20 protein-coding genes and 1 tRNA gene are annotated in these 23,273 nt (G+C 32.3%); 13 read left to right on the forward strand and 8 right to left on the reverse strand.

Annotation, left to right across the window (positions count from 1 at the left end):
• Positions 1–9: 9 nt before the first annotated feature.
• The 4 genes from FNB79_RS06235 to FNB79_RS06250 are packed head-to-tail and all read right to left on the reverse strand — an operon-like array spanning position 10 to position 2,931.
• Positions 10–822 carry a purine-nucleoside phosphorylase gene (locus FNB79_RS06235; RefSeq protein ID WP_143380495.1) on the reverse strand — a complete coding sequence of 271 codons (813 nt, stop codon included), beginning with the start codon at positions 820–822 and terminating at the stop codon, positions 10–12.
• Entirely contained in the window at positions 815–1,492 is a 678-nt protein-coding gene (locus tag FNB79_RS06240) for a TIGR04282 family arsenosugar biosynthesis glycosyltransferase (protein WP_143380496.1), read from the reverse strand. Before FNB79_RS06240 ends, FNB79_RS06235 begins: the two co-directional genes overlap by 8 nt.
• A gap of 21 nt (positions 1,493–1,513) precedes the next feature.
• A complete protein-coding gene (arsS, locus tag FNB79_RS06245; protein ID WP_143380497.1) occupies positions 1,514–2,569 on the reverse strand; it encodes an arsenosugar biosynthesis radical SAM (seleno)protein ArsS in 1,056 nt (351 codons plus the stop codon).
• Positions 2,570–2,595: 26 nt separating this feature from the next.
• Positions 2,596–2,931: an arsenosugar biosynthesis-associated peroxidase-like protein gene (locus FNB79_RS06250; protein ID WP_143380498.1), complete on the reverse strand. Its 336-nt coding sequence runs from the start codon at positions 2,929–2,931 to the stop codon at positions 2,596–2,598.
• 166 nt (positions 2,932–3,097) lie between these two features.
• Here FNB79_RS06250 and FNB79_RS06255 point away from each other — a divergent pair, with 166 nt between their 5' ends.
• The 3 genes from FNB79_RS06255 to FNB79_RS06265 all read left to right on the forward strand — a co-directional run bounded on the left by FNB79_RS06255 (position 3,098) and on the right by FNB79_RS06265 (position 6,079).
• Positions 3,098–4,339, forward strand: coding sequence for a cation:proton antiporter (locus tag FNB79_RS06255; RefSeq protein WP_143380499.1), 1,242 nt, complete (start codon positions 3,098–3,100; stop codon positions 4,337–4,339).
• Between the two features lie 184 nt (positions 4,340–4,523).
• The gene (locus FNB79_RS06260; protein ID WP_143380500.1) at positions 4,524–5,426 is read left to right on the forward strand and encodes a mechanosensitive ion channel family protein; all 903 of its coding nucleotides are present in this window, start codon (positions 4,524–4,526) and stop codon (positions 5,424–5,426) included.
• An 11-nt stretch (positions 5,427–5,437) separates the two neighbouring features.
• Positions 5,438–6,079: a hypothetical protein gene (locus FNB79_RS06265; protein ID WP_246073338.1), complete on the forward strand. Its 642-nt coding sequence runs from the start codon at positions 5,438–5,440 to the stop codon at positions 6,077–6,079.
• 1 nt (position 6,080) lies between these two features.
• On the opposite strand, the gene FNB79_RS06270 is transcribed toward FNB79_RS06265, so the two are convergent.
• The gene (locus tag FNB79_RS06270; protein ID WP_143380501.1) at positions 6,081–7,601 is read right to left on the reverse strand and encodes a GH3 family domain-containing protein; all 1,521 of its coding nucleotides are present in this window, start codon (positions 7,599–7,601) and stop codon (positions 6,081–6,083) included.
• A gap of 171 nt (positions 7,602–7,772) precedes the next feature.
• Positions 7,773–7,848, reverse strand: a tRNA-Phe gene (locus tag FNB79_RS06275).
• Positions 7,849–7,947: 99 nt separating this feature from the next.
• On the opposite strand from FNB79_RS06275, the gene FNB79_RS06280 reads away from it, so the two are divergent.
• The 6 genes from FNB79_RS06280 to FNB79_RS06305 all read left to right on the forward strand — a co-directional run bounded on the left by FNB79_RS06280 (position 7,948) and on the right by FNB79_RS06305 (position 14,720).
• Positions 7,948–8,676: a type III pantothenate kinase gene (locus FNB79_RS06280; protein ID WP_143380502.1), complete on the forward strand. Its 729-nt coding sequence runs from the start codon at positions 7,948–7,950 to the stop codon at positions 8,674–8,676.
• A gap of 349 nt (positions 8,677–9,025) precedes the next feature.
• Positions 9,026–10,408, forward strand: a complete 1,383-nt coding sequence (locus tag FNB79_RS06285) for a hypothetical protein (RefSeq protein ID WP_143380503.1) — start codon at positions 9,026–9,028, stop codon at positions 10,406–10,408.
• A 32-nt stretch (positions 10,409–10,440) separates the two neighbouring features.
• The gene (lptC, locus tag FNB79_RS06290) at positions 10,441–10,962 is read left to right on the forward strand and encodes an LPS export ABC transporter periplasmic protein LptC (protein ID WP_246073339.1); all 522 of its coding nucleotides are present in this window, start codon (positions 10,441–10,443) and stop codon (positions 10,960–10,962) included.
• A gap of 39 nt (positions 10,963–11,001) precedes the next feature.
• Positions 11,002–11,190 carry a hypothetical protein gene (locus FNB79_RS06295; RefSeq protein ID WP_143380505.1) on the forward strand — a complete coding sequence of 63 codons (189 nt, stop codon included), beginning with the start codon at positions 11,002–11,004 and terminating at the stop codon, positions 11,188–11,190.
• A 9-nt stretch (positions 11,191–11,199) separates the two neighbouring features.
• Complete coding sequence (locus FNB79_RS06300) at positions 11,200–12,489, forward strand: hemolysin family protein (RefSeq protein WP_143380506.1); 1,290 nt, start codon at positions 11,200–11,202, stop codon at positions 12,487–12,489.
• 107 nt (positions 12,490–12,596) lie between these two features.
• Positions 12,597–14,720 carry a peptidylprolyl isomerase gene (locus FNB79_RS06305; protein ID WP_143380507.1) on the forward strand — a complete coding sequence of 708 codons (2,124 nt, stop codon included), beginning with the start codon at positions 12,597–12,599 and terminating at the stop codon, positions 14,718–14,720.
• Positions 14,721–14,842: 122 nt separating this feature from the next.
• Here FNB79_RS06305 and FNB79_RS06310 read toward each other — a convergent pair whose 3' ends face one another.
• Positions 14,843–15,748 (reverse strand): GYDIA family GHMP kinase, encoded by a 906-nt coding sequence (locus tag FNB79_RS06310; protein ID WP_143380508.1) that lies wholly within the window; start codon positions 15,746–15,748, stop codon positions 14,843–14,845.
• The gene (locus FNB79_RS06315; protein WP_143380509.1) at positions 15,748–17,067 is read right to left on the reverse strand and encodes a hydroxymethylglutaryl-CoA reductase, degradative; all 1,320 of its coding nucleotides are present in this window, start codon (positions 17,065–17,067) and stop codon (positions 15,748–15,750) included. Before FNB79_RS06315 ends, FNB79_RS06310 begins: the two co-directional genes overlap by 1 nt.
• Positions 17,068–17,279: 212 nt before the next feature.
• Between FNB79_RS06315 and FNB79_RS06320 the strand changes: the two genes are divergently transcribed.
• The 4 genes from FNB79_RS06320 to FNB79_RS06335 all read left to right on the forward strand — a co-directional run bounded on the left by FNB79_RS06320 (position 17,280) and on the right by FNB79_RS06335 (position 23,270).
• Positions 17,280–19,436 carry a S9 family peptidase gene (locus FNB79_RS06320; RefSeq protein WP_143382572.1) on the forward strand — a complete coding sequence of 719 codons (2,157 nt, stop codon included), beginning with the start codon at positions 17,280–17,282 and terminating at the stop codon, positions 19,434–19,436.
• A gap of 32 nt (positions 19,437–19,468) precedes the next feature.
• On the forward strand, positions 19,469–20,995 hold the full coding sequence (locus FNB79_RS06325) for a peptide MFS transporter (RefSeq protein ID WP_143380510.1): 1,527 nt from the start codon (positions 19,469–19,471) through the stop codon (positions 20,993–20,995).
• Between the two features lie 37 nt (positions 20,996–21,032).
• The gene (locus tag FNB79_RS06330; protein WP_143380511.1) at positions 21,033–22,613 is read left to right on the forward strand and encodes a peptide MFS transporter; all 1,581 of its coding nucleotides are present in this window, start codon (positions 21,033–21,035) and stop codon (positions 22,611–22,613) included.
• A gap of 111 nt (positions 22,614–22,724) precedes the next feature.
• A complete protein-coding gene (locus FNB79_RS06335; protein ID WP_143380512.1) occupies positions 22,725–23,270 on the forward strand; it encodes a thioredoxin family protein in 546 nt (181 codons plus the stop codon).
• The last annotated feature ends 3 nt before the right edge of the window (positions 23,271–23,273 follow it).

Below are 23,273 nucleotides of genomic sequence, written 5' to 3' on the forward strand. Positions count from 1 at the left end.
ACTTGCAAATTAGAGCGTTTTTATAAGCTCTCTAAATAATGTAATCATATTTGGTTCAGCCTTTTCTGCCATAGCGATAATATCTTCAATATTTACAGGTTGTAAATGATCTGGATCTCCTTTATCTGTAATTACAGACACTGCAGCTGCTTTTAAATTTAAGTGATTGGCAACTATAATTTCTGGTACTGTGCTCATACCAACGGCATCTGCTCCTAATGTTTTTAGCATTCTATATTCTGCACGTGTTTCTAATTGCGGCCCCAACATACTGGCATACACGCCTTCATGTAAAGTAAAGTTGTGTGCTTTAGCAATTTCTTTAAACTTTGTGTTAATAGCCTTATCGTAAGGCGCACTCATATCTGCAAAACGTTCGCCTAATTTAGATACGCCTTTAAAGGCTAGTGGCGAACCGCCTAGTAAATTTATATGGTCGTCTATTAACATTAAATCGCCTTTTGCATAATCTAAATTTACAGCTCCAGAGGCATTAGATACTAAGAGAGTGTGAATTCCTAATTGATTCATGATTCTTACTGGATATGTTATATCCTGTAGTGTGTAGCCTTCATATAAATGAAAACGGCCTTGCATAACCACAACTTTTTTACCTTCTAGTTCTCCATAAATTAATTTTCCTTTATGAAACTCTACCGTTGCAGTTGGGAAATAGGGAATCTGATTGTAGCTTACTTCGTGAATAATAGTAATGTCATTTAATAATTTACCTAATCCAGTACCTAAAATAATCCCGATTTCAGGTTTGTCGAAGCCTTTGTTTTGTAAATATTCTGTGGTTTCGTTAATGTACTTAATCATAATGTATGCTATATTTTTTAAGTTGAGGATAATCTTTTATATCTTCAAATGTATCGATATCATTTAATTCTTCAAGCAAATAAACAGATTTGTTAGATAAATTTTCTAATGTATTTTCTAACACTGTTGCGGTTCCCCAGTCTTTATTTTGAAACACTTCTTGATGTAATGTTTTCATGCCTAGTAAGTAATAACCGCCATCTTTTGCAGGTCCAATAACGGTGTCGTTTTCATCTAGACTATTAAAAGCATGGTTTATAATCTGAGAAGAAAGATCTAAAATATCACTTCCAATTATAACAACTTTCTGATAATTATTTTGAAATAATTCTTTGAAGGCATTACTCATACGTTCGCCAAGATTTTCTCCCTGTTGGAGCTTTTTTCTAAAAATATTATCGTCCCAAGTGTCGTTTTTATGAATATGCTCAGAATAAAACACAAACTTATCTGCGTTTACATTTGAAGAAATTTGAGCAGTATGCTCGAGTAGTGTTTTGTAAATGTCTAACGCATATTCGTCGCCAATGGTTTGTGCTAAACGGGTTTTGCACTTTCCTAGTTCAGGGTTTCTAGCAAAAATAATTAATGCTTTTTTAGATGTTGGAAAATGAAACGTAGCCAGAGCATCGTCGTTAGTTTCATTATCATTAGAGGTTAAAAATCCCATGTTTTGGTATTTAAGTTTATATTAAGCAACGCTGCCTTGGCAACTACTACCGGCACCAGCAGTACATCCATAGCAATGTTGTGAGGTTACAATAGTTCTGCCGTTTAGCAAATCTTCGTTGTAATTAGAGATGTGCTTTACTTTGCTGTTTACGGGCAATTCAAGCATCTGATTGAAATCGCAATCATATAAGTATCCGTCCCAGCTTATAGAGAGAGTATTGGTGCACATTACACTTTTTGCTGCTTGTGGATTATAAGCCTCAACCAGTGCGTACATATAGTCTTCGTAATTATCGGAAGCAATCAAATAATCTAAAAACCGACTTATAGGTAAATTGGTAATAGCAAAAAGTTGATGAAAATGTATACCAAAATCTTCTAATAAAGCCGATTTAAAATCTTTTTCCATTGCAGATTGGTTTGCGGGTAAAAATGCACCCGACGGATTGTAAACTAAATCTAGCTTTAATTTGCTATCGGGCATGCCATAGCCAATAGCGTTTAAGTCTTTTAAGGCTTGGATAGATTGATTAAAAACGCCTTTACCACGTTGTTTGTCTGTTTTACCTTGTGTCCAATGCGGCATAGAGCTAACAACATGAATATTATAGTTTTTAAAAAATTCAGGCAAATCGTGATATTTTTTATTCGCTCTTATTATGGTTAGGTTAGAGCGAACTATAAAATCTTTAATCCCTGCTTTGGAAGCTTCTTCTACAAACCACCTAAAATTAGGATTCATTTCTGGTGCGCCACCTGTAAGATCTAATGTATGAGCGTGTGTATTTTTAATTACATCAAGACACTGTAACATGGTCTCTTTTGTCATGATTTCTTTTCGGTCTGGACCGGCATCTACGTGGCAATGTTCGCAAACTTGATTACACATATAGCCCACATTAATTTGAAGAATTTCTAATGTATTTGCTGTTAAAGGAGCAATACCAGTGTCTTTAAGTTTGTTTTTAAATGTTGGAAGTTCTCCTGTTTTAAAAATGCCATTGGCTAAAAACTCGAGTTGCTTTTGGCTTTGTGCTAATTGATTGTTACGCTTATGTAATGATTTTTGAGTCATGTTAATTTTAATAACTTCAGAAGAAATTACATCTCTAATTTATTTACTTTATTCATCATTTGTACGCCGTGAACTAAAGCTGCGCCGCCACGAATAGCTGCGGAGACATGTAAAGCTTCCATCATTTCTTCTTTAGTAATACCGCGTTGTAAAGCATCTCCTGTATAAGCATCAATACAATAAGGACATTGTACGGTGTGAGAAACGGCTAATGCAATTAAAGATTTTTCGCGTTCAGTAAGTGCGCCTTCTTCAAAAACTTTTCCATAATAATCAAAGAACTTTTCTCCAAGAGTCTCGTTCCATTCAGATATTTTACTAAATTTTTTTAAATCGGCAGGATCGTAATAGGTTTTTTGCATGTTTAAGAATAGTTTAGTCTATTTCTTTAGAAATAGAACCGTTTATTAAGTCGTTATAGTTTCAGTTTGTTTACAGCTAATTTACTGTTTTTATAAAAATTGAATTGACTAAGTTTTTGTAAATCTGCATAATTTAGAGTTAATTTAAAAATCATAACGATATACTATGGATTATTTTATTATCATCACGACGCTAGTTTTTCTTTCTGCAGCTTTTGGATACATTAATGTGCGGTTTTTAAAACTCCCCAATACTATAGGGCTAATGCTAATAACTTTGGTATTTACATTAGTTGTTCTTGCGGTAGCTACAATAGATAAAACTTTATTGTTGGCAGAGCGACAATTAATTACAGAAATAGATTTTGAAACGGTATTGTTAGATATCATGCTAAGTTTTATGCTTTTTGCAGGTGCGTTACATACTAATTTCGAACAATTAAAAATACAGCGTTGGCCCGTTTTTGTTTTTGCCACTGTTGGTACGCTGCTATCTACGTTTTTAATTGGTACACTCGTGTATGGTGTTTTAATGCTTTTAGGTATGGAAGTTGGTTATGTGTATTGTTTGCTTTTTGGAGCTCTAATCTCGCCTACAGATCCCATTGCGGTACTTGGAATCTTAAAAAAAGTAGGTGTACCTAAAGATTTAGAGTCTAAAATTGTTGGAGAATCTTTGTTTAACGATGGTGTAGGAGTTGTGGTTTTTTTAACCATATTTGAAATTGCCAACGTTACTAATGGTGGAGGTGTAGCAGTGCTTGATGTTATTGAGTTATTTGCGCGAGAGGTGATTGGAGGTGTGGTTTTAGGTTTGCTTTTAGGATATGTAACCTATCGTTTAATGAAATCTATAGACGATTATGATGTTGAGGTGATAATAACTTTAGCTACAGTTATGGTAGGGACTGTGATTGCACAAAAATTACATTTATCTGCCCCTTTAGCCATGGTTACAGCGGGATTGGTTGTGGGTAACGATACGGTTAGAGGATCTGCAATGTCTGAAATTACAGAAAATTATGTAGATAAGTTTTGGGAACTAGTAGATATTCTTTTAAACACAATCTTATTTGTGTTAATTGGTATGGAGATGTTGGTTTTGGAGTTTAAGTGGACCTATATTTTTGCTGGTTTAGTAACTATTCCCATCGCATTATTATGCAGGTATATCTCATTATATGGTCCGATAATTATGTTTGAAAAACGATTAGATATCGTCCCTAAAACAAATAAAATAATGACTTGGGGTGGGTTAAGAGGCGGAATTTCAATAGCTTTAGCTTTAAGTTTAACTACAGAAATGCACAGAGAATTGTTTTTAGTTATTACGTATATCCTAGTTGTATTTTCAATTTTAGTACAAGGATTAACATTAAGTACATTAGTAAAGCGTTTAAACTATTAGTAAATTATTCTTTATCTTATAGAACTATTAACGTGGGTTTTTTATTTAAAAATGGAGTAAACTAAGCTTTTTTTTAAAGTTTAAAATAACATATGTAGTATTAGTAAACTTAAAAGAGTTCATGGAGTTATGTATTATTTAGTAGCTTTCAAGAAAATTAAAAAGGAGATTTTAATCTGGAAATATGGAAAATAAATTAAAAGAGGCTTGGTCTAACATGTTAGGAAAGTTAGATGCTTGGTTAAATGATATTGTTGGAGCGATTCCTAATTTTATACTAGCTATCGTTGTATTTACGGTGGTACTATATATTTCCAAGTATATTGATAAATTGGTCTCTAAAATATTAATTAGAAGTAAGTTGCAAGCTTCTATGCGACATCTTATATCTAAATTGGTGTCTGCTGTTATTGTTTTATTTGGGTTATTTCTTGTGCTTGGTATTCTTAATTTAGGTACTGTTTTAAAAACAGCATTAGCAGGAGCTGGAGTTGTAGGTTTAGCAATTGGTTTGGCATTACAAGGCGCCTTGGCTAATTTTTATTCTGGAGTTGTGTTATCTTACGTTCATTTTGTGAAATTTGGAGACTGGGTAGAAAGTAATGGTTATGAAGGAGAGATTGTCGATATAGATTTACGTTCTGTGACCTTAAAACAAGTCGATAATAATTTGGTGTATTTACCCAATAAAATGGTAGTAGAAGCCCCAATAAAAAACTATTCTACAACCTCACAATCCCGTGTTATTTTAAATTGTGGAGTGCACTACGACTCAGATTTAAAATTTGTTAAAGATTTAGTGATTACAACAATTTATAATGAATTTGAAGCTGTAACATCTAAACAAGATGTATTGTTTATGTATAAAGAATTTGCAGATAGTTCTATTAATTTTGAAACACGATTCTGGATAGAATCTACGTCGGCATTAGAAGTTGCTAAAGCAAAATCTGAAGCTATAATAGCTATAAAAGCCGTGTTTGATGCTAACGATATTAATATTCCATTCCCAATTAGAACTTTGGATTTTCCTGATGGTTTTTTAAATGCTTCACCTCAAGAACAATCGTCTGAACCTAATACCTAAAATTAATTTTATTGAAAGGATTGCTTTCTAAAATATTATTAATTCTAAGTGTAATCTTGTTACAATCTCAAGCTATGTCTACTGTTTTAATATCTAACTATCATTCTGCACCAAAATCTATTCAAGAAGAAGCCAAAAAGGCTTTGTCCTTTTATCCGGAATTAGATAGTGTTGAAATTGATATTCGTTTTAAAAAAGAAATTAAGAAATCTACTATGCAGGCTCAGCCTCAATTTTGGAGTTTATTAAAGGGAAAAAAAGGTAGACGTTATGTAATATTTATAAGCAAAAAAATAAAAATTACCGATTCAGAATTTTCGACTAAACTTATTCCGTCTCATGTTATTGTGGGATGGTTGGGACATGAGTTAGGTCATATTTGTGATTATCAAAATAGGTCTACATTTAATTTAATTCGTTTTGGATTTAAGTATTTGTTTTCAGAAAAATTTATAAAAGAAGCAGAGCGCAATGCAGATTCTTTCGCAATTATCCATGGAATGGAAGACTACATTATTGCAACTAAAAATTTTATTTTAGATAATGCTAATATACCAGACAGTTATAAAAACCGGATTAAACGTTTCTATTTGTCTCCAGAGGAAATTATGTTATTAATAGAGGAGCGCGATCAAAAACTAAAAACAGAGTAGTTTAGCTTTTAACAAAAGCTTCCCAGGTTTTAAATTTTTCTTCATTCATAACGCGTTCCATTTTTACTTGTCCGCCTTTCTTTTTATTTCTAGCATTCCAATTGGCAAAAGTATCGGGAGAGGTTAGTTTTACTTTAAGTCCTTTTAAGGCTTTAGATCGTGCAACTGCATAATTTTTATTGGCATCTTTTAAAAAGGTGTCTATGGCTTCAGCTATTTTGGTGGTGTCTTGGGTTGTGTTTTCTGTGCCCAAATACCAGCAATGATAGAATCCATCTTCAAATTCTTTCGCACAAATTGTAAATTCAGGAATTTTCATTCCAAATGTATTTTCTAAATGCATCATGGCATCATTCATTTTATTCACAGAAAGTTGAGATCCAACTGTATTTAAAAAGAATTTTGTGCGTCCTGTAATTTTAATTTCAGCACGTTCAATATCGGTAAACATAATAGTGTCTCCGATAATATAACGCCAAGCACCAGAAACAGTGCTAATAATAAGTACGTAGTCGGTATCAAGTTGTACATCTTCTAAAGTAATTGAGGGTGCGTTTTCAGTAAGCGAACCATCTTCTAAAATATATTCGGGTTTAAAAGGTACAAATTCAAAATATATTCCGTTATCAGTAACCAATTGCATAGATGTGGTTTCGGGTCTAGCCTGAAAGGCAATAAATCCTTCAGAGGCTAAATATGTATCTATAATGGTTATTGGGTGATCTAAAAGTGCATTAAAACTTTTTTCGTAAGGTTGAAATGCAACACCTCCTGTGGTGTAAACTTGAAGGTTTGGCCAAATTTCATGAATGTTATTTAAATTGTGATGTGCTATCACTTTTTTTAGCATAAGTTCTAGCCATGAGGGTATACCACTTAAAGCTCCAATATCCCAGTTTTTTGCATTTTCTGCTATTTTTCGAACACGTTCATCCCAATCGTCTATTTTAGAAATGTCTTCTCCTGGTTTATAGTACCCGCGAAACCAAAACGGAATATTGCTTGCGCTTATACCGCTAATTTCTCCTTCAAAATGATCTTCTTTCTCAATTAAATCTGTAGAGCTACCTAACATCATGATTTCTTTTTCAAAGAAATCTGCAGGTAGATCAAATGCATTTAATGCAAAAACCTGTTGTATTCCTGCATTTCTAATGGCATCTATCATAGCTTTGGTTACAGGAATACGTTTACTTGTTTTTCCTGTAGTTCCAGAACTTAAAGCAAAATAATCTGGATTTCCTGGCCATGTAATATCTTCCTCATTATTATGTAAGCGGTGCCACCATACTTTGTTGATTTTATTGTAGTCAAAATAAGGTATGGTATTAGAAAATGCTTCCTGAATATTATCTTGTTTTAAAAGTGTTTCAAAATTATAATGCTTTCCAAAAGCAGTATGCTTGGCAGTGTCTAATAACGATTTTAAAACTTCTTTTTGATTTTCAACAGGGTTAGATTCTGGGGTTAACGAGTCTTTAATTTGTATAACACCTTTAATTATATTACCGATAATAGCCATAACATTACTTATTAAGTTCTTGAGTAAAAATAGTAAAGCGTAAAGTTATTCTTGAGCTCTAAACAGTAAAAAAATAGCCTAAATGAAAGTTGTTAGTGGTATGAAAAACAATAGGTTTAAGAAAGTTTTAAAAAGCAAAAACCCCGAAAGCGTAATGTTTTCAGGGTTTTCTGGTGGTGCCTCCAGGAATCGAACCAGGGACACAAGGATTTTCAGTCCTTTGCTCTACCAACTGAGCTAAGGCACCAGTGCGTAATTGCGAGTGCAAATATACAACCTTTTTTTACTTCTCCAAAATTATTTTATAAAAAATGCTTTTGTAAATTCGTGTTTTTAAACTTTGGCTATGAATTTAATTATTGATGTAGGGAATTCTTTTATAAAACTTGCTGTTTTTGAATTAAATAGAGTTTTGGATAAAAAAATAGTGTCGGCAGAAAATTTTTTAAAAAATTTTGAAAAATTTATTGAGAAGCATCAGTTTATTGAATACGGAATAATATCTGCCGTAAGTAATGTAAAAGAAGCAGACCTTTTAAGTATAAAGCGCGTTTGTAAACTGTTTGTATTAGATCATCAAACACCTGTGCCTTTTACCAATCTGTATGCAACCCCAAAAACATTAGGTCTAGATCGAGTTGCATTAGTTTGTGCAGCAGTTCATCAATTTAAAAATAAAAATGTTTTAATTATAGATGCAGGGACGTGTATTACTTACGATTTTGTGTCTAGTAAAGCAGAATACTTAGGAGGCGGAATTTCGCCAGGATTACAATTAAGATATAAAGCTTTACATAATTATACTGCTAAATTACCCTTATTACAACCAGAAATGCCCCAAGATATTGTGGGTAATTCTACAGCTGCATCTATCCATTCTGGAATTGTTTTTGGGATTATAAATGAAATAGAAGGGACTATCTTACAATATACCAATACATACGAAAATTTAACAATTGTTTTAACTGGAGGAGACGCAGAATTTTTGTCAAAACAATTAAAATGTAGCATATTTGTGTCTTCAACTTTCCTATTACAAGGCTTAAATTCAGTATTACGGTTTAATACAGACTAATAATTTTATATAAGATATTTTCTCTATAAGAGTTATTAGTTTAACCCAGTAAAGCTTAAATTAAACGATTGTTAGTATCTTATGAATTAAAGTAGGGTTAAAATTAAATTTATAGATATTATAAGTAATTTGAATGTAGTTTGTATGTTTGGCATGTGTTTTGGTGTTAAGTTGATAATAAATGTGTTTTCCTTGTTTTTTTTTGAGAGATTCGAAAAAGAATAGGTTGAAGTCTTAAACACAGACTTAGTTAAAAAAAACTTTATTAACTTTAGCGCCATATTATCATAAAATGATGGATTGTACGTTACACAGAAATATGATTAACTTTACTCAAAAAAAACAAATTATGAAAATGAAAGTTACTTTAATAGTAGCAGTATTATGTTTAGGGTTTACAAACGCTATTGCCCAAACTCAAGAAGAATGTACTACTAAATTATCTATTTTTCACGAATACGTAAAAGCTAAAAATTATGATGCAGCTTATACGCCATGGATGGAAGTGAGAAAGGCTTGCCCAAAATTTAACAAGGCAATTTATATAGATGGATTTAAGATTTTAAATCACAAAATTGAAAATTCTTCAGGAGCAGAAAAGAAAGCTTATATAGAGGATATAATTAAGTTTTATGATGAAGAATATACCAACTTTCCTAGTAGATCATCTCAAGGAGAGGTTTTAACAGATCAAGCTCTAGAAAAATATGAGTTCAGATCAGAATTAGGATTGTCTGATTTAGATGTTTATAACGCATTTGATAAAGCGTATACTACAGATAGAGAAAATTTTGTAAAGCCTAAAGCGATTTATGCTTACTTTTCTTTAATGGTAGATTTATATGATGCAAAACAAAAAACAGCTCAAGATTTATTTAACAAATACGATGATGTTGTAGAGCGAGTTGATGAAGAAGTAGAAAATTATTCTGAAAAATTAAATAAATTAATAGAGAAAGAAGAAGCGGGTACAGCTTTAACTAGTAAGGAGTTAAAATACAAAAACTATTATTCTAACTATTTAGATGCGTATGCTAAAATTGGTGGAAGTATAGATGGTAAGTTAGGTGAGCGCGCAAATTGTGAAAACTTAATTCCGTTATATGAGAAGGATTTTGAAGCACATAAAACAGATGCAGTTTGGTTACAAAGAGCTGCTGGTAAAATGTCTGATAAAGAATGTACAAGTGATCCGTTATTCTTTAAGTTAGTAAATGCTTACCACAACTTAAATCCGTCGGCAAATTCAGCATACTACTTAGGGATCCTAAAAGATAAAGAGAATAAAAGTAGTGAAGCACTTAAGTATTACGAACAAGCCTTAAGTTTAGAAACAGACTCTTATAAAAAAGCAAAATTATACAGTAAAATTGCAGATAAATTAAAAGCAAGTCACTCATATTCTAAAGCAAGAAGCTACTACCGTGAGGCTTTAAAATTAAACCCGTCTAATGGTCGTCCTCACTTACAAATAGCAGCAATGTATGCAGCAAGTGCTAATAATTGTGGAGATTCTACATTTAATAAACGTGCCGTATTTTGGTTAGCAGCAGATGAAGCTTCAAAAGCAGGACGAGTAGATGCTACTTTAAAATCTCATGCAGCACAATCAGCTGCCAACTATAGAGCTAAAGCACCTCAAAAATCTGATATTTTCTCAGAAGGGAATGCAGGACAAAACATTAGTATTGGTTGTTGGATTGGTGCGAGTGTAACAGTACCTAATTTATAAAGATGTTATTAAAACATAATAAAGATTTATTCATGGTCATAGCAATAGTTATGACCATGTTTGTTTCTTGTGGTAAAAACTTAAACGAGGTTAATAAATTAGATGTTTCTGCTAACGAACCTATTGGTGTTGCAGAAGTTATTAATCTTAAATACACGGATTCTGGAAGATTAAAGGCAAATTTAATAAGTCCTAAAATGCTGGATTATTCCAACAGGGAGTTTGCTTTTTCAGAATTTCCAGAGGGTGTACATTTATATCTGTACGATAAAGACAATAATAAAAGTACGGTAATCTCAGATTATGCTATAGTGTACGATCAAACAGGTTTAATAGATATGCAAGGACATGTAGTTTTAGCAACCTCTACTAACGATACTTTGTTTGCAGATCAGTTATACTACGATCAAAATAAGCAGTGGTTATCCACAAATCAGCCTGTTAAATTTAGAACTAAAGGCGATTTAATAAATGGAAATGGTTTTGATTCTGATGTTAATTTTAAGGAAGCAGAAGTGCTTGAAATTAACGGAATTATTACACTTGACGAATAATTCGCTACCTTTACAATAAATTTAATTTTTATATTACTTATGAATAAAACATTTAAGTTTTTTCAATATGCATATTTAATATTTGCTGTTGTATTTTTCTACGACGTAGTATCTAATTATATGGCTACAGGCACTCTGTCTTATGGCTCATTATTGCTTGGTGCAGCTGCCGTTTTTATGTTTTTCTTTAGACAGAGATTTAATAAAAAATTTGATAATAAAGACTAGTTGCTATAGATGACAACCGCTATCATCATTATCATTGTATCCTTAATTCTATCTGCATTTTTTTCAGGTATGGAGATTGCCTATGTGTCGTCTAATAAAATCCATATTGAAATTGAAAAAAAACAGGATGGTTTTTTAGCAAACGTCTTAACAAAACTTACTGCAAAGCCTTCAAAATTCATTGCAACCATGCTTATTGGTAACAATATAGCTTTGGTTATATATGGGTTTTTTATGGGGGATTTATTAGTGACTTGGTTTCAATCTATGTTGCCATCTAGCTCTGCGTTTGTAAATTATATGCTTGATGATTTAAGTTTGCTAAGTCAAACTGTTTTGTCTACACTTATTATTTTAATTACAGCCGAGTTTTTGCCTAAGGTGTTTTTTCAGATTTATGCTAATACTCTAATTAAGTTCTTTGCCGTACCTGCCTATGTGTTTTACTGGTTGTTTAGTTTAATTTCAGATTTTGTATTATGGGTGTCAAATTTTGTATTAAAACGATTTTTTAAAACCGAAGGCGATCAGGTACAACTTGCCTTTACAAAAGTAGAATTAGGGAATTATATTTCTGAACAAATGCAGTCTGTAGAAGAACATGACGACATTGATTCTGAAATTCAGATATTTCAAAATGCACTCGAATTTTCTGAGGTTAAAGCTCGAGAAGTTATGGTGCCTAGAACAGAAATTATAGCTGTAGAAGTCCAAGAGCCCACCAAAAGCTTAAATAGTTTAATTATTGAAACAGGCTGTTCTAAAATTATAGTGTATAAAGATACTATTGATGATATTTTAGGGTATGTACACTCTTTCGAGCTTTTTAAAAAACCAAAAACTATTAAATCTATTATACTTCCTGTAGAATTAGTGCCGGAAACCATGCTTATAAAAGACGTGTTGAGCGTCCTTATAAAAAAACGAAAAAGTATTGCCGTAGTATTAGATGAGTACGGCGGAACTTCTGGGATAATGACAGTAGAAGATATTATTGAAGAATTATTTGGAGAGATAGAAGACGAGCATGATACTATAGATTTTATAGAAGAAAAAAGAGACGAAGAAAATTTCACATTTTCTGCACGTATTGAAGTCGATTATTTAAATGAAAACTACAAATTAAATATTCCCGAAAGTGAAAACTATGAAACTTTAGGAGGATTTATTGTAAATCATACCGAAGAAATTCCGGAACAACATGAGGTTGTCCTAATTAATGATTTTGAGTTTACAATCCTTGAAGTTTCTAATACAAAAATTGACTTAGTAGCACTAAGGATAGTTAAGCCTGATTAATTTTTGTAATTCCTAGAAATTAAATGAATTATTGATGTTTTCTGTTTTTATTATTAAATAGAAAATGGTATTTTCGCGCCCAATATTTCATATAATTTAAATGACAAATGGCAGTTTTAAATAAAATTAGACAACGTTCGCTTTTCTTAATCTTAATCATTGCATTAGCATTGTTTTCTTTTGTGCTTTCTGGTTTATTCCAAAACGGAAGTGCTTTAGCTAATAAATCACAAAATATTGTTGCTACCATAAATGGTAAAGAAATCTCAAGAGAAGATTTTTTACGTAAAGTTGAGTATGCACAAAGACAAATGGGACAAGGCGTTACCAATACACAAGCAATGAATAGTGTATGGGAGCAAGAAGTTAGACAGGCCGTAATGGCATCTCAATATGAGACTTTAGGATTTAGTGTTGAGCGTGATCAAATGCGTGATTTATTAAAAACTACTTTAGCAGGAAGCCCAGAGTTTCAAAATGAAGCCGGTTTATTTGATGAGAATAAATTAAACGAATACATTGCTAGTTTAAAAGCTACATCTGCAGAAGCTTACCAACAATGGATAGATTACGAACAATCTATTGCTACTAACGGTATGCAACAAGACTATGTAAATATGGTGAAAGCCGGAGTTACAGGAACTTTAGCAGAAGGAAAAGTAGAACATGAGTTAGAAAATAATAAAGTAGATATAAGATATGTACAAGTACCTTATTCTTCTATACCAGATAGTACAGTTGCAGTATCTAAATCTGAAATTTCTAGTTATATTAACGACCATAAAAAAGAATTTGAAGTAGAAGCTTCTAGAGATATTAATTTTGTAGAGTTTAGAGAAATTGCTTCATTAGAAGATGAAAAAGAAATAGCTTCTTCATTAACTGCTTTATTAGATAACTCTATAGTATATAACGATGTTACAAAAACAAACGATACTATTTTAGGTTTTGCACAAGTTAAAGACAATGAAACTTTTGTAAATTCTAATTCAGATATTAAATACGATAATCGTTTTGTGTTTAAATCGGCTTTACCTAAATTTTTAGCAGATAGTTTATATAATAAGTCTGTTGGAAGTACTTATGGACCTTATAAAGATAACGGTTACTATAAACTTTCTAAATTAGTTTCAGAAACTTTTATGCCAGATTCTGTTAAAGCAAGACACATATTAATTCCTTTTGTAGGGTCTCGTGGAGCAACTGCAGAAACCTCACTAACAGAAGCAGAAGCTAAGAAAACTGCAGACAGTGTTATGGCTATCGTTAAAGCGAGTCCTGCGAAATTTGTAGATATGTTAGACTTATCTGCAGATAAAGTAAGTAATGAAAAAGAAGGTGTTTTAGACTGGTTTACTTATAATGCAATGGTGCCAGAATTTAGAGATTATAGTTTTCAGCATAATAAAGGTGATGTTGGGGTAGTAAAAACTGACTTTGGTTACCATGTAATTGAAATTTTAGATCAAACCTCTAAAGAAAGAGCAGTTAAAATTGCTACAATAGCTAGACAAATTGAACCATCTGATGCTACAGTTGATAAAGTGTTTAGAGATGCATCTAAATTTGAAATTGCTGTTGGAGATAAAGATTTTCAAGCCGTAGCTAAAGAAAACGATTATAGCGTAAGACCTGTAAAAGGTATAGAAATACTTCAAGAAAACATTCCTGGTTTAAGTAGTCAGCGTCAAATTGTACGTTGGACATTTGATGAAGAAACAAATGTAGGAGATGTTAAACGTTTTAATATTTCTGGCGGATATGTAATTGTACAATTAACAGCTAAAAATAAAGCAGGTTTAATGTCTGTAGAAAATGCTTCAGCAATTGTGCTTCCTAAATTACGTAAAGAGAAAAAAGCAGCTATTATTAAAGATCGTATTAAAGCAACGACATTAGATGCTCTAGCTTCAGAAGAAAACCAAACAGTAAAAACAGCTTCAGCAATTAATATGAAAAACCCAACAATTTCTGGTGCTGGTAGAGAACCTATTATTGTAGGTGCTGCATTTGGTTTAAAAGAAGGAGAGACTTCTAAATTAATTACAGGAGAAAATGGAGTATATATGGTTGAAGTAACAAAAGTTATTCCAGCTCCAAAATTAGAAAACTACCAAGCTTTTGCTAATCGTGTAGGGCAGCAAAAAGCTAATGCTGTAAATACTAAGTTATATGAAGCCTTAAAAGACGCTTCAGATATAGACGATAATAGAGCGGAAACTGTTCAATAATTATAATTATAAATTAAAAAATCCTCATCTTTTGATGAGGATTTTTTTGTTTATGGTGTTTTAATTTAAATAAAGTACACCAATATATTAATTAAGCTAGAATGTAAATTTAAACAGGAGTCTTATAAAATCATATCTTGATAAGTGAGTATGGTATCATAGCCTTGTTGTTTAAAATAAGCTGTTGGGTTCTCTTGTGAGCTAGCCATAATAAAATCGCCACCCCAAGCTCCTAAACTTTTAATGCTGCCATTAAAATCAGGAAACAAAACGCCTTTTACAGGTTTTAAGTTTATTACTTCAGCAATAATTGTTTCATGTGCTTCTATTAAACTGTTAAATGCATTAATATCTGTACAAGTTAATAAGGCTTTGCTAATTTCCGAAATGGCTGTAATCGCCTTGGATTTATCTGTAGTGTTGGTTTTATATTGGGCAATACCGTCACGACTATTTTGTTTTTTGTTAAGATGTACAAAATAGATGTGTTTAGAAAATTCCGGATTAAATAATACCGGTTTTACTGTTGGTAATTTGTCTTGTAAAGCGTAAATAATTGGGGTGTTGTTACTGGCACAAGCAATGTCATAACCGCTTCCTCCAAAAGTAAGTTCTAGTAATTTGTATGGGTTAATTTGTGCCCAATCTGCAATGTTATTAATTAAAGTAGACGAGGTGCCTAAGCCCCAATTTGTAGGAAAATCTAGATGTGTTTTTATGGTATATCCGATATCTTGTTTTAAAAACTCCGGATTCATAGTTTTCGCTGTATTTAAAATAGACGCCAATCGGTTTGTGATTTCGTTGCTTGTTTTAGACTGTAAAATATCATCTTTTAAAAAGAACTGAGCTTCTAACCAAAGCGAGTTTTCAATATTATAACTTTGCCAGTTTAATACGGTATTCTCATTACTTTCTACAATAAGCGATTGTCCAAATTTAGTAGGCAATGCTAAAGCTTCAGCACCGTTTAAAACTAAATATTCGGCAGTAATTAAGAGTTTGCCATTGCTATAAAATCGATTCATTACTGACGTAGTTTTTCTAAAGCTTCAACAACAGCACTATGCGATACGGCATGTGTTTTAAAATGATTGACTAAAGTGATTTTTTCTTCAGAATTCGCTTCAAATTGATTTAAAATATTCATTAAATGCATTTTCATATGTCCTTCCTGTATGCCTGTTGTTGTTAATGAACGCACTGCAGCAAAATTTTGAGCTAAACCTGCAACAGCTACGATTTGCATTAACTCTTCTGCCGATGGTTTACCAAGCATTTCTAAAGCTAGTTTAACTAAAGGATGCAAGTTTGTTAAGCCACCAACTGTTCCTAAAGCTAAAGGGATTTCCATCCAGAATGTAAATATGTCATTTTCAATTTTCGCATGGGATAAACTGCTATAGCTTCCTGATTTGGATGCGTAAGCATGTACGCCAGCTTCAATAGCTCTAAAGTCATTTCCTGTGGCTAAAACCACAGCATCAATACCATTCATGATGCCTTTGTTATGAGTTACAGCTCTATAAGGTTCAATTTCTGCTATGTTTACAGCTTGTACAAATTTATTAGCAAATGTTTGGGCAGAGATACTTTCGCTTTCAGTTAATTCTTCAACCTTACAGCTTACTTCTGCACGTACTAAACAATCGGGTACGTAGTTAGATAAGATACTCATTACAATTTCAATATGCTGCTCTTCTGGTGTAAACTCTTTAAAATTTAAGGCTTCTGTTTTAAATGTTTTTGCAAACTGTTCTAGGCATGAATTAATAAAGTTAGCACCCATTGCATTAGCAGTACCAAAAGATACGTGTAGTTGGAAATAATTAGCAAGGTCTGCAGTTTTATCGCGTAATTCAATATCTAAAATGCCGCCACCACGTTTCTCCATATTTTTGGTTATAGAGCTTACAGCTTTTAATAGCTGAGGTTTGATGGTGTTAAAATAAGATTTTAAGTGCGCAGTATCACCTTTGTACATAAAGTGCACTTGCCCGATTTTAGTTGTAGAGATTACAGTTGTTTTAAATCCTCCACGATCTAACCAAAACTTAGCGGCCTTACTTGCCGCAGCTACTACAGAACTTTCCTCTATAGCCATTGGTATAGCATACATTTTTCCATTAACTAAAAAGTTAGGCGCAACACCTAATGGTAAATAGTAATTAGATATGGTATTTTCAATAAACTCGTCGTGAAGTTGCTGAAGTTTCTCATCGGTATTCCAATACTGTTTTAGAATAGTTTTTGCATTGTCTTGATTTGAAAAGTAAGTGTTCGCAATCCAATCAATTTTTTTAGACTTAGATAGTTTTGAAAAACCTGAAATTGTTTTGTTGTGCATTTAATTTTTATTTAAACGCAACAAATATAGTACTTATTAAAAGTAAAGTAAGGATTTATTATATCGTTTTGATCATATAAACTGTTAATTGAAGTGGTAATTTCGTTAATTTTTAGTAAACTTGGGGACTTTTAAAATTTCTTCAATTTTAACTAATTTTTAAACAATTATACGTGAAGCATTACACTCCTCTATTACTGTTATTTTTTCTAATGACAGGATTAGTTTCATCACAAAAAAAACAAATTACTTTACAAGACATCTGGACAGGAACTTTTAGTACCGAACGTATGGAATCTCTGCATTCTATGGTTAATGGGCAAGAGTATTCTGTGTTAGATTTTAACAGAGAAACACGATCTACTTCTATAGATATCTACGATTATAAAACATTAAGTAAAGTAAAAACATTAGTAAATTCAAGGGATTTATCTGATATTGATTATTTTACAGATTATACTTTTAGTAAGGATGAAAGTAAAGTATTATTAGCAACACAAGTTGAGTCTATTTTTAGACGGTCTACTTTAGGCTATTATTTTGTATTCGATACAACTACAAAAACAGTTACTGCAATTGCAGATGAAAAAATACAAGAGCCAACATTTTCTCCAGATGGGACTAAAGTAGCTTATGGTTTAAATAATAATTTATTTATTAAAGATTTAAAAACCGGCAAGACTACACAATTGACAAAAGATGGTTTAGATAATAAGATTATTAATGGTATTACAGACTGGGTTTATGAAGAAGAATTTGCCTTTGTACGAGCTTTTGAGTGGAATGCAGCAGGTAACAAGATTGCATTTATAAGATTTGATGAAACTAAAGTTCCTGAATTCTCTATGGATGTTTACGGAACAGATTTATACCCATCTCAGAATGTATTTAAATATCCTAAAGCAGGTGAAGCAAACTCAGAGGTTTCACTTCATATTTTCGACTTAGAAAAAAGTAATACAACAGAAGTGTCTTTAGATAAAAGTTATTCTGATTTTTATATTCCAAGAATTAAATGGACTAACGAAGCCAATGTGTTAAGTGCCCAATATACTAATAGACATCAAAATGAATTAGATTTATGGATGATTGATGCCTCTAATATGACTTCTAAATTGGTACTTACAGATCAAGATGAAGCGTATGTAGATGTAACAGATAACTTGACTTTTTTAGATGACAATAGTTTTATTTGGACTAGTGAAAAAGATGGTTACAATCATATTTACCACTACAAAAAAGACGGAACTTTAATCAATCAAATTACATCGGGGAATTGGGAAGTGACTAACTATTACGGATATGATAAAAAATCTAAAAAAATATTTTATCAGTCGGTAGAAAATGGTTCTATAAATCGTGATGTGTATAGCATATCTTTAAAAGGAAAAAATAAAAAACGCTTGTCTGATAAAGAAGGAACTAATTCAGCTTCCTTTAGTGCAGATTTCACATATTTTATAAATACTTATTCTAGCGCTACAACTCCGCCGTTGTATACTTTAAACAGCGCTAAATCAGGAAAAGTGCTTCAAACAATTATAGATAATAAAGACTTAAAAGAGCAGTTAGCAACGTACGATATCGCTAAAAAAGAGTTTAGCACAATACATGTTAATGGTAACGACTTAAATATGTGGATGATAAAACCTTCTAATTTTGATGCTTCTAAAACATATCCTTTATTTATGTATCAATATTCAGGTCCAGGTTCACAAAGCGTTGCAAATACGTGGTTAAGTGCAAACGATTTTTGGTATGAAATGTTAGCAGAGAAAGGCTATATAGTAGCTTGCGTAGACGGTCGTGGTACTGGATTAAAAGGTGCCGATTTTAAAAAAGCAACACAAAAGGAGTTAGGTAAATTAGAGTTAGAAGATCAAATTCAGGCAGCAAAACAACTAGGAGCGCTCCCTTATGTGGATAGTGAACGTATCGGAATTTGGGGATGGAGCTTTGGTGGATTTATGAGTAGTAATGCTATTTTTAAAGGAAACGATGTTTTTAAAATGGCAATTGCTGTGGCTCCTGTTACAAGCTGGAGATTTTATGATTCTATTTATACTGAGCGTTACATGACTACACCTCAAGAAAATGCTTCTGGATATGATGAGAATTCGCCAATAAACCATGTAGATAAGCTTAAAGGCGACTTTTTATTGGTACACGGTACAGGAGATGACAATGTACATGTACAGAATTCTATGCAAATGATTGAAGCTCTAATTCAGGCTAATAAACAGTTTGAGTGGATGATTTATCCAGATAAAAATCATGGAATATACGGTGGAAATACAAGACTTCATTTGTATACTAAAATGACTAATTTCTTGGATGAGAAGCTAGGAGATAAATTAAATAACAACTAAACTTATATTACAATCTACAATTACATGTATTTATGGCTGAGAAAATTTTAGAACCGTATCAAAAAGAACTCTTTGGACAACCAGTTGGGTTGTATATTTTATTTTTAACCGAAATGTGGGAGCGTTTTTCCTATTACGGAATGCGTGCCATTTTAGTTTTATACATGGCTGCTTCAGCATTAGGGGAAGATCCTAGAGGTGTTGGTTTAGGTTGGACAAGTAAAGAGGCTTTGGCATTGTATGGTTGGTATACTATGTTAGTATATATTATGTCTATTCCGGGAGGAATGATTGCAGATAAACTTATTGGTCAGAAAAAATCTGTGTTATATGGAGCTATAATTTTATGTATGGGACATGCTGTATTGGTGCTTAAAGATACTTGGGCATTTTATACTGGTTTAGGGCTCGTTATTTTAGGTGTAGGATTATTAAAGCCTAATATTTCAACTATGGTTGGTGGTTTATATCAAGAAGGCGACATTAGACGAGATAAAGGGTTTAGTATTTTTTATATCGGAATTAATTTAGGGTCGTTTTTAGCAACTATGGTTGTTGGTGCAGTTGTAGCTAAATGGGGTTGGCACGCAGGTTTCGGTTTGGCAGGTGTAGTGATGTTAATTGGTTTAGTAAATTATGTTGCAGGGCAAAAGTATTTGGTTAAAGTTGGAAATCATGTAGTTTCTGATAATGAAACAGATGAAGTGTCTTATGGTAAATTGTATTCAAAATTATTTAAGTCACCAAAACAGTTAGTTATTTCGGTAATCCTGTTAGCATTATCATTGTATGGTTGGTATACTATGGATTGGGGTTATGGATTATTGTTTTTATTTCTTACAACTATTACAGCATTATTAATGATGATTTATAAAGATCTAGAAACTCAAGTTTATAAAGATCGCTTCGTGGTTTTACTGTTGTCTTTTATAATGGTAATTATTTTTTGGGGTGCTTTTGAACAAGCAGGAGGATTAATGAATTTATATACAGATACCAAAACAGATCGTAATTTCTTTGGGTTATTTGTAATTCCAACAAGTATGTTTCAGAGCTTAAATGCGGGGTTCATTATTTTATTTGCAGCAGGAGTTGCTAATTTTTGGGCCTCTAGAAAGTTAAAATCTAAAGAAGCTTCTTCATTATTTAAAATGGCAACAGGAATTATAATTATGGGCTTCGGATTCCTGTTTATGGTATTTGCAGCAATGGAATTTGAAAAATCAGGAACGTCTAGTATGATTTGGTTAGTTTTAGCTTACTTTTTCCATACTATGGGTGAATTGTGTATTTCACCAGTTGCTTTATCTTTTATTACAAAATTAGCACCTGTTAAATATGCATCTTTAATGATGGGAGTGTATTTTGCAGCTACAGGTTTAGGTAATAAAGTAGCAGGTATTATTGGAGAGTCTGCATCAGATTTTGGAGAATATTCGATTTTTTCTGGAATTTTAATATTTACAATAATAGTAGGAACGTTATTCATTTTATTGCTAAAACCTTTAAAACGTTTAACTCATGGAGCAGAAGATAATGAGCACGAGATGGCTCATTAAATAATGATGTTAAATAAGCGAATATAAATTTTTAATAATGAGTGTAGCAAATTTTAGATTTGAAGGTTCAGATATGAATCGTAAACTTTTAATGGGGCATCCTTCAGGATTGTTCGTATTATTCTTTACCGAAATGTGGGAGCGTTTTTCTTATTATGGAATGCGTGCCATTTTAGTACTTTTCTTAACCTCTGCAATTATAGATGGAGGTTGGGCCTGGAGTAGAGAAGATGCCTTAAATCTTTATGGGACCTATACTATGCTAGTGTATTTTTCTCCAATTATTGGAGGTTATTTAGCAGATAAGTTCTTTGGTTACAGACGTGCAGTAGCTATTGGAGCGTTAATCATGACATTGGGGCATGCCGCAATGGCTTTCGATACACCTTGGAGTCTATATTTAGGAATCGGTCTATTGGTTGCTGGTAACGGATTATTTAAGCCTAATATTACTTCTATTATTAATGGTATTTATAAAAATGCACAAGACAAAAAAGATGGTGCATTTACTATCTTTTATATGGGTGTTAATGCTGGCGCCTTTTTAGGAATTTTACTTTGTGGATATATTGGAGAATCTGTGGGGTGGCACTATGGATTTGGTTTAGCAGGCGTTTTTATGTTTTTGGGAATGGTTCAGTTTTGGTTAGCCCAAACTATTTTTGGAAGAATAGGATTGTCTCCTAAAGAGACTTTAAGTTTTGATGCAGACCCTCAAAATATAGAACCTGAGAGTACGGCAATTAAAGAAGAAGTGGTATCTTCACAGGTCCAGACAGATAGATATATTGTGGTAGGTATACTTGCATTTTTTACCATATTCTTTTGGGCTGCTTTTGAACAAGCTGGTGGATCTATGACAATTTTTGCTTCAGATTATACAAATCGTGTTTTAGAAGGAAATTCGGCTACGATTTTTAGAATTGCAAACACATTACTCACTGTAGTGCCATTAATAATTATTACATATGTGTTATTACAGTTGTTCAGAATTACTTTCGCTAAATATAAATTATCTAATTTAGCTTTAGGGTTAAGTTTTGCTATCATTTGGGGAATTGTTATTTATATGCTTAAAGAACAATTTGGAGAAGAAAATACAGAAATTCCTGCCTCTTGGTTTGGGATTTTAAATTCTTTCTACATAATTGCCTTTGCTCCTTTAGTTTCTAAAATTTGGGAAAGCAAATACAATCCGCCTGCAACTGTTAAATTTGGAATTGGTTTAGTATTATTAGGCTTAGGTTTTGGAGTTTTAGCTTATGGTTCTGCAAGTATTCCGCAGGGAGCTCAAACCGCATCTGTGAGTATAATATGGTTAATATTAGCTTATCTATTACACACCTTAGGAGAATTGTCTTTATCTCCAGTAGGACTATCATATGTAAGTAAATTAGTGCCAGCTACCAAAATTGGGATAATGTTTGGCCTTTGGTATATAGCTGTAGGATTAGGAAATAAAGCTGCAGGAACTATGGGTGGACTTATAGATAAAATTACAGCTGCTTACGATATGAGTACATTCTTTTTGATTTTTACGTGTGTTCCTATTGGTGCAGGTTTAATTATTATGGCCTTAACTCGAAAAGTAAATAAATTAATGCATGGTGTTCATTAACACAGATATGGTTAAAATTATTAAAAAGCATCTTAGTTGTAAGGTGCTTTTTGTATTTTAGACTAAATGCATTATAAAGCAGTATTATTAGAGTAAAATGAATTGATAATTATGAAAAAAGGATTGTTTATATTGGTTCTTATTTTTGCAGTAGGAATTGTAAATGCCCAAGAAATTAATTGGTTAAGTTTTAATGAAGCGCTAAAACTTCAGAAAAAAGAACCTAAAAAAATAATGATGGATGCATATACTAATTGGTGTGGTCCATGTAAAATGTTAGATAAAAACACATTTCAAAATAAAGATGTTGTCGCATATGTAAATGAAAATTATTATGCGGTCAAATTTAATGCTGAAGGTAAAGAGTCTATTACTTATCAAGAACAAGTATACGAAAATCCTAATTTTGACCCTGCAAAAGAAAATCGAAGAAATTCTGTACATGAGTTTACGATGGCCTTAGGTGTTAATGCCTATCCAACCATAGTGTTTTTAGATGAAACGGCTCAAGTTATTACGCCTGTTCGTGGTTATCAGAATCCTCAACAATTAGAGTTGTACTTAAAATTATTTTCTACAGATAAGTATAAAGAATTAGACAGTCAAGAAGTTGTTAACGCTTATTTCGAGTCCTTTGTACCCGAATTTGTAGAATAGACA

The sequence above is a fragment of the Formosa sediminum genome (assembly GCF_007197735.1).
Classification (GTDB): Bacteria; Bacteroidota; Bacteroidia; order Flavobacteriales; family Flavobacteriaceae; genus Formosa; species Formosa sediminum.

Coding starts and splice junctions, on each gene's coding strand:
- FNB79_RS06235 (WP_143380495.1), bottom strand. CDS start 822: ATGATTAAGTACATTAACGAAACCACAGAATATTTACAAAACAAAGGC.
- FNB79_RS06240 (WP_143380496.1), bottom strand. CDS start 1,492: ATGGGATTTTTAACCTCTAATGATAATGAAACTAACGACGATGCTCTG.
- arsS (WP_143380497.1), bottom strand. CDS start 2,569: ATGACTCAAAAATCATTACATAAGCGTAACAATCAATTAGCACAAAGC.
- FNB79_RS06250 (WP_143380498.1), bottom strand. CDS start 2,931: ATGCAAAAAACCTATTACGATCCTGCCGATTTAAAAAAATTTAGTAAA.
- FNB79_RS06255 (WP_143380499.1), top strand. CDS start 3,098: ATGGATTATTTTATTATCATCACGACGCTAGTTTTTCTTTCTGCAGCT.
- FNB79_RS06260 (WP_143380500.1), top strand. CDS start 4,524: ATGGAAAATAAATTAAAAGAGGCTTGGTCTAACATGTTAGGAAAGTTA.
- FNB79_RS06270 (WP_143380501.1), bottom strand. CDS start 7,601: ATGGCTATTATCGGTAATATAATTAAAGGTGTTATACAAATTAAAGAC.
- FNB79_RS06280 (WP_143380502.1), top strand. CDS start 7,948: ATGAATTTAATTATTGATGTAGGGAATTCTTTTATAAAACTTGCTGTT.
- FNB79_RS06285 (WP_143380503.1), top strand. CDS start 9,026: ATGAAAATGAAAGTTACTTTAATAGTAGCAGTATTATGTTTAGGGTTT.
- lptC (WP_246073339.1), top strand. CDS start 10,441: ATGGTCATAGCAATAGTTATGACCATGTTTGTTTCTTGTGGTAAAAAC.
- FNB79_RS06295 (WP_143380505.1), top strand. CDS start 11,002: ATGAATAAAACATTTAAGTTTTTTCAATATGCATATTTAATATTTGCT.
- FNB79_RS06300 (WP_143380506.1), top strand. CDS start 11,200: ATGACAACCGCTATCATCATTATCATTGTATCCTTAATTCTATCTGCA.
- FNB79_RS06305 (WP_143380507.1), top strand. CDS start 12,597: ATGGCAGTTTTAAATAAAATTAGACAACGTTCGCTTTTCTTAATCTTA.
- FNB79_RS06310 (WP_143380508.1), bottom strand. CDS start 15,748: ATGAATCGATTTTATAGCAATGGCAAACTCTTAATTACTGCCGAATAT.
- FNB79_RS06315 (WP_143380509.1), bottom strand. CDS start 17,067: ATGCACAACAAAACAATTTCAGGTTTTTCAAAACTATCTAAGTCTAAA.
- FNB79_RS06320 (WP_143382572.1), top strand. CDS start 17,280: ATGACAGGATTAGTTTCATCACAAAAAAAACAAATTACTTTACAAGAC.
- FNB79_RS06325 (WP_143380510.1), top strand. CDS start 19,469: ATGGCTGAGAAAATTTTAGAACCGTATCAAAAAGAACTCTTTGGACAA.
- FNB79_RS06330 (WP_143380511.1), top strand. CDS start 21,033: ATGAGTGTAGCAAATTTTAGATTTGAAGGTTCAGATATGAATCGTAAA.
- FNB79_RS06335 (WP_143380512.1), top strand. CDS start 22,725: ATGAAAAAAGGATTGTTTATATTGGTTCTTATTTTTGCAGTAGGAATT.